The organism is Arthrobacter sp. SD1074B, from assembly GCF_056780195.1.
On record NZ_JBRAZT010000001.1, the window covers coordinates 3345649 to 3358498 of the forward strand.

The 12850-nt window shown below is 66.7% G+C and carries 11 protein-coding genes and 1 tRNA gene; 7 read left to right on the forward strand and 5 right to left on the reverse strand.

From position 1 onward, the window contains the following. The first annotated feature begins 81 nt into the window (after positions 1 to 81). A complete protein-coding gene (locus ACUYM2_RS15570) occupies positions 82 to 759 on the forward strand; it encodes a Crp/Fnr family transcriptional regulator (protein WP_011693220.1) in 678 nt (225 codons plus the stop codon). 216 nt (positions 760 to 975) lie between these two features. Here ACUYM2_RS15570 and ACUYM2_RS15575 read toward each other — a convergent pair whose 3' ends face one another. The 3 genes from ACUYM2_RS15575 to sp36 are packed head-to-tail and all read right to left on the reverse strand — an operon-like array spanning position 976 to position 2632. After that, positions 976 to 1887 (reverse strand): NUDIX hydrolase, encoded by a 912-nt coding sequence (locus ACUYM2_RS15575; RefSeq protein WP_481600871.1) that lies wholly within the window; start codon positions 1885 to 1887, stop codon positions 976 to 978. A gap of 17 nt (positions 1888 to 1904) precedes the next feature. Continuing rightward, positions 1905 to 2474, reverse strand: coding sequence for a RidA family protein (locus tag ACUYM2_RS15580; protein WP_481600872.1), 570 nt, complete (start codon positions 2472 to 2474; stop codon positions 1905 to 1907). A 2-nt stretch (positions 2475 to 2476) separates the two neighbouring features. Further along, a complete protein-coding gene (gene sp36, locus ACUYM2_RS15585) occupies positions 2477 to 2632 on the reverse strand; it encodes a Sp36 family protein (RefSeq protein WP_175321496.1) in 156 nt (51 codons plus the stop codon). Positions 2633 to 2669: 37 nt separating this feature from the next. Between sp36 and ACUYM2_RS15590 the strand changes: the two genes are divergently transcribed. The 5 genes from ACUYM2_RS15590 (at position 2670) to ACUYM2_RS15610 (ending at position 10018) form a co-directional block, all read left to right on the forward strand. Then, entirely contained in the window at positions 2670 to 4976 is a 2307-nt protein-coding gene (locus ACUYM2_RS15590; RefSeq protein WP_481600873.1) for a transglycosylase domain-containing protein, read from the forward strand. Between the two features lie 2 nt (positions 4977 to 4978). After that, positions 4979 to 5926, forward strand: coding sequence for a metallophosphoesterase (locus tag ACUYM2_RS15595; RefSeq protein ID WP_481600874.1), 948 nt, complete (start codon positions 4979 to 4981; stop codon positions 5924 to 5926). Between the two features lie 261 nt (positions 5927 to 6187). Further along, positions 6188 to 8005 (forward strand): ABC transporter ATP-binding protein, encoded by a 1818-nt coding sequence (locus ACUYM2_RS15600; RefSeq protein ID WP_481600875.1) that lies wholly within the window; start codon positions 6188 to 6190, stop codon positions 8003 to 8005. Next, a complete protein-coding gene (locus ACUYM2_RS15605) occupies positions 8002 to 9834 on the forward strand; it encodes an ABC transporter ATP-binding protein (protein ID WP_481600876.1) in 1833 nt (610 codons plus the stop codon). Before ACUYM2_RS15600 ends, ACUYM2_RS15605 begins: the two co-directional genes overlap by 4 nt. Before the next feature lie 107 nt (positions 9835 to 9941). After that, positions 9942 to 10018 (forward strand) — tRNA-Pro (locus ACUYM2_RS15610). Between the two features lie 208 nt (positions 10019 to 10226). Here the strand turns inward: ACUYM2_RS15610 and ACUYM2_RS15615 are convergent. After that, positions 10227 to 10445, reverse strand: a complete 219-nt coding sequence (locus ACUYM2_RS15615; protein ID WP_481600877.1) for a hypothetical protein — start codon at positions 10443 to 10445, stop codon at positions 10227 to 10229. Between the two features lie 129 nt (positions 10446 to 10574). On the opposite strand from ACUYM2_RS15615, the gene ACUYM2_RS15620 reads away from it, so the two are divergent. Then, entirely contained in the window at positions 10575 to 11840 is a 1266-nt protein-coding gene (locus tag ACUYM2_RS15620) for a helix-turn-helix domain-containing protein (protein WP_346957848.1), read from the forward strand. A 61-nt stretch (positions 11841 to 11901) separates the two neighbouring features. Here ACUYM2_RS15620 and ACUYM2_RS15625 read toward each other — a convergent pair whose 3' ends face one another. Then, positions 11902 to 12849 carry a phosphoribosylaminoimidazolesuccinocarboxamide synthase gene (locus ACUYM2_RS15625; protein WP_481600878.1) on the reverse strand — a complete coding sequence of 316 codons (948 nt, stop codon included), beginning with the start codon at positions 12847 to 12849 and terminating at the stop codon, positions 11902 to 11904. Position 12850 lies beyond the last annotated feature (1 nt).

Genomic DNA, 12850 nt, shown 5'->3' on the forward strand with positions numbered 1-12850 from the left:
TGCCAACTACGTCACAGAAGCCGCAAAATTCTGAAACAATGGCGGAAGCGCCCCAGCCGACACAGTAAGTCAGGAGATTTCATGGATATCGAGGTATTGCGCCGCGCACCCCTTTTCGCCACGCTCGACGACGAGGCGTTCCGTCTGCTGACGGACGAACTCACCGAGGTGGACCTCTCACGCGGGGCCTCGGTTTTCCGGGAAGGCGACCAGGGTGACCAGCTTTACTTCATCGTCTCCGGCAAGGTGAAGCTCGGCCGCACGTCCCCCGACGGCCGCGAATCCCTGCTCGCCATCCTCGGCCCGGGCGAACTGTTCGGCGAGATGGCACTGTTCGACCCGAGCCCGCGCACCGCCACGGCCACTGCCGTCTCCGAAACCCGCCTGGCCGGGCTGAAGAACGAGAGCCTCAACGCCCTGCTGCGCACCCGCCCGGAGGTCTCGGCCCAGCTGCTGCAGGCCCTCGCGCGGCGCCTGCGCCGCACCAACGATTCGCTCTCCGACCTCGTCTTCTCGGATGTCCCCGGCCGCGTGGCCAAGGCGCTGCTGGACCTGGCCGACCGCTTCGGCCGCCCCGCGACGGACGGCGTCCTCGTGGCCCACGAGCTCACCCAGGAGGAACTGGCCCAGCTGGTCGGCGCCTCCCGCGAGACCGTCAACAAGGCCCTCGCCGAGTTCGTTCAGCGCGGCTGGCTGCGCCTGGAAGCCCGCGCCGTCGTCATCCTCGACATGCAGCGTCTCCGGCAGCGCTCCCGCTAGGGGTTGCTACAGCTTTACAGTGCATGCAGGAAGGCCGGCCCGTGAAACGGGCCGGCCTTCGGTGTTTAAGCGGGGCTTGGGTGGATGCTGGAGGCTGCAGGGGCCTGGTGTTTTCCGGGGCCAGACGGGGGACATGCCCATTCTTGGACGCCGGGCGTGGACAAAAGCGCACTATGTCCGTTGCCCAGGCCGTGCGGAGGACATGCCCCGGGACGCTCAGCGTTCCCGCTGCGGTTCCCCGGCGACGGTCTTGGCGGCCTCGACTTCGAGCATGAGCCTGCCGTCTTCCTCCACCAGGGTCGGCTGGTAGGCGTGGGCCTTGCGTTTGTAGCTGAGGTAGGCGATGCAGCCGTTCGCGGCGGCCATTTTCTCCAGCATGATCTCCGAACCCGGCACCAGGAGCTGGCCGAGCGTCAGGCCCACCGTGTTCGGCTGGCCCACCTCGTCGCCCAGGACTGTCGTGTCACGCTCGGCAATGACCTTGCGGACACACACCCAGCGCCCCCACACCCCCTTGCTGGCCAGCAGCGAGGGCTGCTGGTTCACCGGGACGGTCGCAGCGAAGTACCGGGTGTTGAAGCGGCGGTGGGCGAAGTCGGGGCTCAGCCAGTTCACCAGCGGCTTGAGCAGGTCCGTCCGCACCGAGAGCCCGCGCTTGGCGAGAACATCGGTGAACGACTTTTCCTGCTCCGCCACGGCCTCCCTGGCGCGCATCCACTCGGGCGTGGAGGTGCCCTCCACCGTAGTGGACAAATCCGGACCGGCCAGCAGTACGCCGGTCTCCTCGAACAGCTCTCGGATAGCGCCCACCACGTGGCGTCGCGCCAGCCCGACGTCGGGGGTTCCCATCTGCTCGGCCCACCACTGCGGCGGGGGTCCAAGCCAGCCCACCGCGTCGTCGTCGGACGACTCCAGCGAGCCGCCGGGGAACGCGAGCACGCCCAGCGGCGAGGACCCGGGCCGGTATCCCAGCCATGCCTCCAAGCCGGTGGGCGAATCCCGCAGCAGGACAACGGAGGAGGCAAACCGGGGGGCACGGGGGGTCCGCTCGCCGTGTTCAATCCAGCTGCGGGCCGCCCCCTCAAGATCCGGGGGGAGGACAAACAGGCGTCGAGCTAAGTGCGGCAAGGGAAACGACCGGCCCTCTAGGCGAATTCAGCGATCAGTTCGACCTCGACCGGAGAGTCGAGCGGCAGAACTGAAACGCCGACGGCGGAACGTGCATGCTGGCCGGCGTCGCCGAGCACCTTGCCCAGAAGCTCGGAGGCGCCGTTGATGACACCGGGCTGGCCGGTGAACGAGGGATCGGAGGAAACGAACCCGACCACCTTCACGATGCGGGTGATGCGGTCGAGGTCACCGATCACGCTCTTGACGGCGGCCAGCGCATTGACAACGCAGACCTCGGCATAGCGCTTGGCCTCTTCCGGCGACACGGTTGGTTCATCCGAGGTGGCTTCGGCCCCGGAGGAGACCTTGCCGGTTGCTTCGAGTTTGCCGTTAATAAACGGCAGCTGGCCGGAGGTGTAGACGTGGTTGCCGGAGATGACGGCCGGGACATAGGCGGCCACCGGGGCGGCGACCTCCGGAAGCTCCAGGCCAAGCTCGGCGAGGCGCTGTTCGACGGCGGACGACGCGCCGGTGCGGGCGGTGCTTTCCGCCGTGTTGGCGGGGCTCGGACCCGTGGCCGGCGCCGCCGTCTCGGGCGTGCTCATGGCTAGTTCTTCTCCCGCTTCAGGTAGGCAACCAGGCCGTTTCCATCGGGGCCCGGAACAACCTGCACAAGCTCCCAGCCGTCGTCGCCCCACTGATCCAGGATCTGCTTAGTGGCGTGGATAATGAGCGGAATCGTGGCGTACTCCCATTTGGTCATGAAGTAAAGCCTAGTCCTTGCCGGTAAAGTGGAAAACATGGCGACTGGTAAGAACCCTTTATTCGACACGGCCACCACCCTCGGAAAGCTGGTCCTTTTCCTGGGCGTGAGCGCTATCTGTGGCGTCCTGGTGGCGGGACTCCTGGTCCCCGCGGCGGCCGTCTCCGGCAACACCGCGAGCGGTTCGATCAAATTCTTCGAGGCGCTGCCGGCTGAACTCAAGGTTGATCCGCCGAGCCAGTCGACCACGATCCTGGCCTCGGACGGCAGCGTCATCGCCACGATCTACAAAGAGAACCGCACCCGCGTCTCGTTGGACCAGATGTCGCCCTTCATCAAGGACGCGGTGATCGCCATTGAGGACAGCCGCTTCTACGAACACGGCGGTGTGGACACCACGGGTATCCTGCGCGCATTGGTTGCCACCGCGCGCGGCAACAAGCAGGGCGCCTCGACCATCACCCAGCAGTACGTGAACAACGTCATCAACTCCTCGCTTGAGTCCGAGGGCAAGGGCGACCAGGTCCTTCTCAACGGCGTTAACAAGGGCGTCGGGGACAAGCTTCGCGAGATGAAGCTTGCCATCGCACTGGAGAAGAAGTTCACCAAGGAGCAGATCCTTGAGGGCTATCTCAACATCGTGTTCTTCAACCGCGACGCCTACGGCATCGAGGCGGCGTCCCGGCTGTTCTTCAGCACGTCCGCCAAGAACCTGACGCTGCCGCAGGCCGCGCTCCTCGCCGGCGTTGTGAACAGCCCCTCCTTCTACGACCCGATCACGAACCCGGACAACGCCAAGGCGCGCCGCGACCTTGTGCTCAAGGCCATGCTCGCGCAAGGCAAAATCAAGCAGGCGCAGTACGACGCCGCCATCGCAACCCCGGTCAAGACCAAGGTGACCCAGCCGCGCCAGGGCTGCGCCTACTCCCCCACCGCCCCTTATTTCTGCGACTACGTGCTGCACCTGCTGCTCAACAACCCGGCGTACGGCGCGGACGCCAAGGAACGCGAGCGGAAGATTTTCCGCGGCGGCCTGACCATCAAGACCACGCTGGAACCGGCGGCCCAGAAGGCAGCCCAGACGCAGGTGGATGCCGCGGCGGGCGCGAACCCTGACAAGTGGGGTGCCGCGCTGGTCTCCGTCGAACCGGGCACGGGCAAGATCACCAACATGGCACAGAACACCACCTGGCTGCCTGCCAAGGGGAAATTCGACACGCAGATCAACTTCAACGTCGATAAAAACGACGACAAGGGCGGGGACCTCGGCGGCCTCGGCGGCGCCCAGCCTGGCTCCACCATGAAGCCGTTCACCTTCGCCGAATGGCTGGACGAGGGCAAGTCCATGAACACTGTGGTGGACGGCTCCGTACGGGCCTACCCCACCGGCTTCCCTTGGCGGAACTCCTGCGGTACTACCCTCGGCGCCTACAGCACCGCCGAGAAGAACGCCGGCGGGAACGCCGCGGACGACCTGCAAAACGCCGAAGAGGGTTATTATCGGCCCATGACGGTCCTGAAGGGCCTCTACAACTCGATCAACACCATTACGTTCGCCTCCGCGGCGCAACTCGACTTCTGCGGGATCCAGCGGATTGTGGACGCGGTCGGCATCCACAACGGCCTGGACAACCAGCCGGTCGACATGTCACGGCTCCCCAACCTGCTCGGCGCCACCCAGACGGCGCCGCTGACCATGGCCAGCGCGTTCGCCACTTTCGCCAATGACGGCCGGTACTGCGCACCGATGGCGATCACCTCGGTCACGGATGCGACCGGCGCCAAACTTCCTGCCCAGGCCGTGAACTGCCGGGATGCCCTCAAGCCCGAGGTTGCCAAGGGCGTGAACTACGCCCTGCAGGAGGTCCTGAACCGCGGCTCCGGCTCGCTGATCCAGCCGCGCATTTCCACGGTCACCAATTTCCCGATCGCAGCCAAGACCGGTACCTCCAACAACAACGGGTCCACCTGGGTTGTCGGCCACACCACCGGCCTCGCGACGGCAGCTTGGTTTGGCGACCCCCTCGGCAGCCAGAAGCGCGCCGGACAGAACATCACGATCAACGGCCAGTTCTACCAGGGCATCGACGGCTACATGATCGCCGGTCCGATGTTCTCCAGGTTCATGGCCCAGATCGCCCCGTCGCACGGCACGGAGCCGTTCCCGGAGCCGCCATCGAGCCTGCTGTACGGGAACACCCAGTACCAGCAACCCAACACGGAGTCCCGAAACACGAACAACAACGGCAACACCAATGACAACCCGGCCCCGGCGACGCAGAACCCCGCGCCGGCCGCACCGCCGGCAACCTCGGGCCCGACGAAGCCCGGAAAGAACAAGTAGCCATGGCCGGCGGATCCGCCCTGGCAAGCCGCGCTCGAAGCATCGGGCGCGGCTTTGCCGTCACCACCGCCCTCGGAGCCGCCGCGGGGGCCGCCGCCACCGGCTACGGACTGTGGGAGAAGAACCAGTTCGTGCTCCGGGAGGAGAACCTCCCCATCCTGCCGCAGGGGTACGGGCCAATGCGTGTGCTGCACCTGAGCGACATCCACTTCGTGCCCGGCCAGCACCGCAAGGCCGCCTGGCTGCAGTCCCTCGCCGGGCTGAAACCGGACCTGGTGGTGAACACCGGCGACAACCTCAGCCACGTCAAAGCCATCGACCCCGTGCTGGAGGCGCTGCGGCCGCTGATGGAATTCCCGGGCGTCTTCGTCCCCGGCTCCAACGACTACTTCGCGCCGCGGCTGAAGAACCCCGCCTCCTATCTGCTGGGGCCGTCCAAGTCCCGGCCGGATCCCATTGAACTGGACTGGCCGCGGCTGCGTTCCGGCTTCGGCATGGGCGGCTGGGTGGACCTGACCAACCGCTGCCAGTCGCTCGTGATCAACGGCCTGCGGGTGGATTTTTCCGGCGTGGACGATCCGCACCTGCGCCTGGAGCGCTACGCCGGCTGGCCCCGGGGCACCAGGGGCCAGGACGCCAAACCGCACCTGCGCGTCGCCGTCGCCCACGCGCCCTACCAGCGCGTGCTGGACCACTTCACCGACGACGGCGCGGACCTGCTGCTGGCCGGCCACACCCACGGCGGACAGATCTGCGTTCCGGGCTACGGAGCGCTGGTTGCCAACTGCGACCTGCCCACCTGGCGGGCCAAGGGCCTGCACAACTGGGAAAACAAGGGACATACGACGCCGGTAAACGTCTCCGGCGGCGTCGGCACGTCGCGCTTCGCCCCGGTCCGGATCGCCTGCAAGCCCGAAGCTGTCCTGCTCACGCTGACCGCCCGTTCCTGAGCCTGCCGGAAGTACTTCGCCCGTTCGCCGGGCGCCTGCTGCAGATGGACATGTCCACCGCGCTGGCGGCCTCCCAGCGGACATGCTCCGTCTTCGGGACCGGCGATGGACAAGGCAGCATTGCGGAACATAATTACTGGGCCAGATTTCGGAACGGCGCGATATCCTGTGAAGCGGGTCACGGGATGGCCTAGGGTAGTTGCTACAGGAAACTACATCCAGTTGCGTAATTCACTTCGCAGTTGCCCCTAAGAAGCAGGCATGGCCAAGCAGACTCCGTTTTTCTCATCAATCAGCCGTCTCTATCCGCACGTCAGACCGATCATGCCGCGGCTGGTTATGGGCCTGCTGTGTGCCTTGCTGGCCAGCCTGGTCGCCCTGGCCATCCCGCAGGTGCTGCGCGTGCTCGTCAACGACTGGTTGCGGCCTGGCGGCAGCAGCCAGGCCGTCTGGATTGCCTCCGCGGTGATCCTGGTGCTGGGTATCGCCGAAGCCGGGCTCGTAGCGTTGCGCCGCCAGTTTGTCATCAACCCGGCCACCACGGTGGAAACCCGGATGCGGGTCTCGTTATACGACCACCTGCAGGACCTGACCGTCGCCTTCCATGACCGCTGGGGTTCCGGCCAGCTGCTCTCCCGGGCCATGACGGACCTGAACTTCCTCCGGCGCTGGATGGCGTTCGGTGCGATCATGCTCGTGGTTACCACGCTGACCGTGGTGATCGGCGTCGTCGTGATGTTCTCCATGAGCTGGCAGCTGGCGCTGATCTTCCTGGCCGCCGCCGTGCCGATCATGATCTACGGATTCCGCTTCCGGACCCGCTTCAGCAAGGTCGCCCGACGCAGCCAGGACCAGGCCGGCGACCTCGCCACCACGGTCGAGGAGTCGGTCCACGGCATCCGCGTGCTCAAGGCTTTCGGGCGCAGCCGAGAGGCGCTGGAAAACTTCAACGAACAGGCCGAAGAGCTGCGCCAGACCGAGATCGCCAAGGCCAAACACCTGGCAGCCTTCAGCCTCGTCGTCACCCTGCTGCCTGAACTGGCCCTCGGCGCCGGGCTGGTTGTCGGCATCATGCTGGCGGCCGGAGGCGAGCTGAGCATCGGCTCGCTCGTGGCGTTTTTCGCCACCGCAGCCGTGATCGCCGCGCCGGTGGAGTTCTGCGGCATGCTGCTGGCGATGGCGCTCACCGCCAAGACCGCGGTGGACCGGCACTTCGAGGTGATGGACTCGGTCAACACCATCACCAGCCCGCCGCAGCCGCGCCGTCCCGATCGGCTCCGGGGCGCCCTTGGCTTCCACAACGCCACCTTCGCCTTCGAGGACGCGCCGGACAAGCCGATCCTCAAGGACATCTGCCTGGATATCCGGCCCGGCGAGACCATGGCCCTGGTGGGCATCACCGGCAGCGGCAAGAGTGCCCTGCTGCAGCTCGTGCCGCGTCTGTTCGAGGTCACGGCGGGCTCGGTCACGATCGACGGCGTGGACCTGCGGGACTTCAGCGTGGAGGAGCTACGCAGCGTCGTCGCCGTCGCGTTCGAGGACACCACCCTGTTTTCCAGTTCCGTCCGGGACAACGTGCTGCTCGGCGTCCCGGGCCACCAGTCCGCGGAACGCCGGGAGCAGATCCTGTCCGAGGCGCTGGACACCGCGCAGGCCCACTTCGCGTACTCGCTGCCGGACGGCCTGGACACCCTGATCGGCGAGGAGGGACTAAGCCTCTCCGGCGGACAACGGCAGCGCATCGCCCTGGCCAGGGCTGTCGCGGCCCAGCCCAAGGTCCTGGTCCTGGACGATCCGCTCTCCGCGCTGGACGTCAACACCGAGGAGCTTGTCGAGGCCAGGCTGCGGGAGGTGCTGGCGGACACCACCACGCTGATCGTCGCCCATCGGCCCTCCACAGTGGCCCTGGCCGACCGGGTGGCGTTGCTGGAGGACGGCCGGATCGCCGCCGTCGGCACCCACACCGAACTGCTCGCGGAGAACAGCCACTACCGCTACGTCATCGCCAGCCTGGATCCGGAACCGCGGGACCTCGACTCCGAATTGTCCGCCCTCGAGGCCGAGGAGGTGTCCCGATGAGCACCGCCACCTTCGGCACCGCCAACGAGGACAACGCGCACCTGTCCAAGTCCGACAGCAGGGCCGTCCGCCGCCGCTCGCTGGCCCTGCTCGGCTCGCTGATCCGCCCGGTCCGCCGGCGGTTCTGGCTGACTATCGCCGCCGTCGTGCTGTCCCAGGCCGCCCGCGTCGCGGGGCCGGCGCTCATTGCCTTCGGCATCGATCATGCCCTGCCCGCCCTGCGCGCCGGGGACAACGTCCCGCTGGTGCTGGCCGGCGTCGCGTACCTCGCAGCGGCGGTGGCGACGGCCGGGCTGACCGCCCTGTACGTAACCTCGACGGCGCGCCTGAGCCAGGCGATGCTGCTGGACCTGCGCGTGCGGGTTTTCCGGCAAACCCAGCGGCTGAGCCTGGAGTTCCACGAGAAATACACCTCGGGCCGCATCATCGCCCGGCAGACCTCGGACCTTGAGGCCCTGCGCGAACTTTTGGACTCCGGGGTCAGCTCGCTCGCCTCCGGGATGCTGTTTATGGTCTTCACCGCCATCACCGTGTTCGCCCTGGACTGGCGCACCGGGTTGCTGGTGCTCGCCGCCGGCGTGCCGATGTACTTCCTGGCCCGCTGGTACCAAAAGCACTCGCAGATCGCGTTCCGCGAATCCCGCGTTGTCTCGGCCCGGCTGATTGTGCACTTCGTCGAGACCATGACGGGCATCCGCGCCGTCAAGGCTTTCCGCAAGGAGCGCCAGAACGCCGAGCGCTACGCGGAGCTCTCCGAGGACTACCGGAAGGTCACTGTCCGCTCCATCAACCTCAACGGCGTCTTCCAGCCCGGCCTGGTGCTGATCGGGAACGTCTGCGTCGCCGTCGTGCTCCTCTCCGGCGGTTTCCGCGTCCTCAGCGGCGAGCTCGCCGTGGGCGTGCTGCTGGCGCTGATCCTCTCGGCCAAGCGTTTCTTCCAGCCAGTGGACCAGATGGCGATGTTCTACAACTCGTTCCAGAGTGCGCAGGCCGCGCTGGAGAAGGTCTCCGGGCTACTGGAGGAAGTGCCCACCGTCCGGCCTCCGCAGAACCCCGTAGCCCTGCCCGCGGCGCAGGGCAGCATCGATTTCGAGAACGTCGAGTTCCGCTACGGCGACGGCCCGGTCATCATCCCCGCCATGGACCTGCACATACCCGCCGGCCAGACGGTCGCCCTGGTGGGCCAGACCGGCGCCGGGAAGTCAACGCTGGCCAAGCTGATCGCCCGCTTCTACGACGTCTCCTCGGGTTCGCTCACGCTCGACGGCGTGGACCTGCGGCAGCTGACGACGTCGGACCTGCGCCGGAACGTCGTGATGGTCACCCAGGAGGCATTCCTGTTCAGCGGATCCGTGGCGGACAACATCGCGCTGGGCCGGCCCGAGGCTTCCCGGCAGGAGATCGAGGACGCGGCCAAGGCCGTGGGCGCCCACGAGTTCATCTCCGCGCTGCCCGACGGCTACGACACCGACGTCAACAAACGCGGCGGCCGGGTTTCGGCCGGGCAGCGCCAGCTGATCAGCTTCGCCAGGGCTTTCCTGGCCCGGCCCGCCGTCCTGATCCTGGATGAGGCCACGTCCTCGCTGGACATCCCCTCGGAGCGCATGGTCCAGGCGGGGCTGGCGAGCCTGCTGCAAGGCGTGAGCTCCGGCGAGGCGGGCCGCACCGCGCTGATCATTGCGCACCGGCTCTCCACCGTGGAGACCGCCGACCGCGTCCTGGTGGTCCATGACGGCCGTGTGGTGGAGGATGGCACACCCGCGGAGCTGATCGGCGGGGGCGGGCGCTTTGCCAAGCTGCACGGGGCGTGGAAGGACTCCCTGGTCTGAGCCGGCCGCCCGTGGAGGGCGGCTCCGTTGGCCCCGATCAGGGCCCCGATTTCGCATCCGGGCCCCGAATCGGATACTCTTGTGAAGTTGCTTTTGAAGTAACGGATCGGGATGTGGCGCAGCTTGGTAGCGCGCGTCGTTCGGGACGACGAGGTCGCAGGTTCAAATCCTGTCATCCCGACCAGTCGAAAGAGGGCCTTCCATTGGAAGGCCCTCTTTTTTGTGTTCGACCGGCCTGCGGCAACCGGACCTGCCGTCGAACCCAACGATTGCTCCATAACCGCCGTTTAGACCCCTCATAAGGGCCGTAACGGAGCAATCGACGAGGTGGCCAGGGCACAAAAAGCCCCGGGACACACTTGGCAGTCATCCCGGGGCTGTGAAAGCGCTGGTTACATCGGGTCCGGCCAGTTGCCGACGTTGGTGGAGTACATCATCGGATCAGGCCAGTTGCCCACGGCCGATGCGGTACGCATGGGGTCCGGCCAGTTGCCAACGGCGGTGATGTTGGTGGTATCGGCGATGGAACCTGCGGACAGAACGGCCGGAGCCGCTGCGGAGAAAGCCAGGGCGCCTGCGAGAACCGCGCCGGCTGCAATCTTCTTCAACATAGAGTTCCTCATTTTGAGTCGGAGTCGTTACCAAGTCAGCACTGCCCTTGTTGACACACATTGTAAAATGTTTTCCACAGAGACTGTCAAGCATTTAGTATACGAAGTGTCCAGAATGAGGTGGTATCCGTGGGGAACGGATTCGGGGAGAAACTCCGCGCGGAACGGCTGGAGCGTGGACTCACGCAGGCGGAACTGGGGAAGGATCTGTTCTCGCCCAGCTACATCTCGCTGCTCGAAACCGGGCGCCGGGAACCGACCGCGGAGGTCATCGAAGAGCTCGCCCGCCGGCTTGAACTCGCGCCTAAAGCCTTGGAAGCCTGGAGCCAGCCCGTCTCCGTCAGCGACGCCGAATACGTGCTGGCAGGGCTGTACGCCCGGCAAGCCTGGGATCTGCGGGACTACCCGCTGGCGGCAGTCCATGCTGCATCAGCCGCCCAGATTGCACTGGAGGCAAAGAACACCAGTGCATGGTGGAACATGACCTACATGCAGGCCGAGTGCCTGATCAAGCAGGGCATGTGGGCCGAGTGCAAGGCGATCGTCCAGCGGCTGCTGGACCACCCCATGGCCGCCGAATCGGCCGGTCTGGGCGTACGGGCCCGGCAGATGCTGGCCGCAGCTGCCCAGGGACAGGGCCAGCTCACCGCAGCGGTTGAAAACGCCCAGGAAGCGGTGCGGCTCTGCGCCCAGCTGCCCAAGGGCTCCACGCTGATCATCGGGGCGCTGCGGGCACTCATCGGCGCCCTCGCCGAAAGTGGCCGGCTCGACGAGGCCTGGAAGTACTGCCAGGACATGAACGAACAGATGGACGACCAGTCCATGTCCCAGCTTGCCGGCGAAGTCGCCTGGGTGGTGGGAAACGTGGCCTTTATGCGGCATGACTATGCCGAGGGGATCAAGTACCACGAGAAGGCCGCCAAGCTGCTCTCCCCCGCGAACGACATCGACCTTTGGGCCAGGTTCAATAAGGCCTCCGCCGCCGTGCGCCTGTCTTCGGGGATCGTCGAGCCAGAGACCCTGTCCTCGATCGAACGCGCCGAGCTGGCCCTCTCCATTGTCGGCGGCAACAAGACCGACCAGCTCGAGGTGGCCTTCATCCGGGCACGCTGGCTCTACCTCACCGGGGACATCGTCGGCGCGGTCCAGAAATTGCGGGAGATCCACCAGGAACGCAACGTCCTCGCGAAGCACACTGCCGGCGAGGTGTCGCTTTTGCTCGGCAAGGCACTCAAGGCCGCCGGTGAATCCGAAGAGGCCCTCGTCTACTTGGATGAAGCCCAGAAGGAGTTCAGCGCCGCCGGAGCCTCGGACCGGGTGCAGCAGGCCATGGACGCCGTCCTGGAAATCCGGCTCGCCCAGCGGCGCGCCGAAGCAGCGGCCGCCGGAAGCTAGCTCCCACTGGCCGCGGGCCAGCCGTCGTCAGCCAGGATGAAGCCATCCAGGCGAAGGGCAGCTAGGCGAAGGTCCGGCCGGTGAGCAGCTCGTAGGCTTCCACGTAGCGGCTGCGGGTGCGGTCGACGACGTCGGCCGGCAGCGCCGGCGGAGGCGTGTCGGAGGACTTGTCCCAGCCCGATGCAGCCGACGTCAGCCAGTCGCGGACGTACTGCTTGTCATATGACGGCTGCGCCTGGCCCGGCCGGTAGGTCGCGGCGTCCCAGAAGCGCGAGGAGTCCGGGGTCAGGACCTCGTCGCCGAGGGTGATGACGCCGGTCGCGGCGTCGACGCCGAACTCCACTTTGGTGTCGGCCAGGATGATGCCGCGGCCGCGGGCGATCTCCTCGGCCTTCGTATAGATCTCCAGCGTCAGCTCCCGTAGCCGCCCGGCGGTGTCCTCGCCCACCAGCGCGACGACGGCGTCGTAGGTGATGTTCTCGTCGTGCTCCCCCACCTCGGCCTTCGCGGAGGGAGTGAAGATGGCCTCGGCGAGCCGGGAACCGTCGACCAGGCCGGCCGGCAGCGGGATGCTGCACACGGTGCCGGACTGCCGGTATTCGGCCAGCCCTGACCCGGTCAGGTAGCCGCGGGCGATGCATTCCACCGGGAACATGTCGAGCTTCTTGCAGATCATGGCGCGGCCCTCGACCGCGGCGGGCACGCCGCCGTCGACCGTGGACGCGAGCACGTGGTGCTCCACCCCCAGCTGCTCGAACCACCACAGGCTCAGCTGGGTGAGGATGCGGCCCTTGTCCGGGATCTCGCTGGCGAGCACGTGGTCGTAGGCGCTGATGCGGTCACTGGCCACCACCAGGACGCACTCGTGGCCGACGCGCTCGGTAATGGACGCATCCGCCGGGACGTACAGGTCTCGGACCTTGCCGGAATAGACGTGCTTCCAGCCCGGCAGGTCCAGGGTCTCGGTCTGCAGGCCGCCGGTGGGCCCGGCGGATTCGATGGCGTTCATG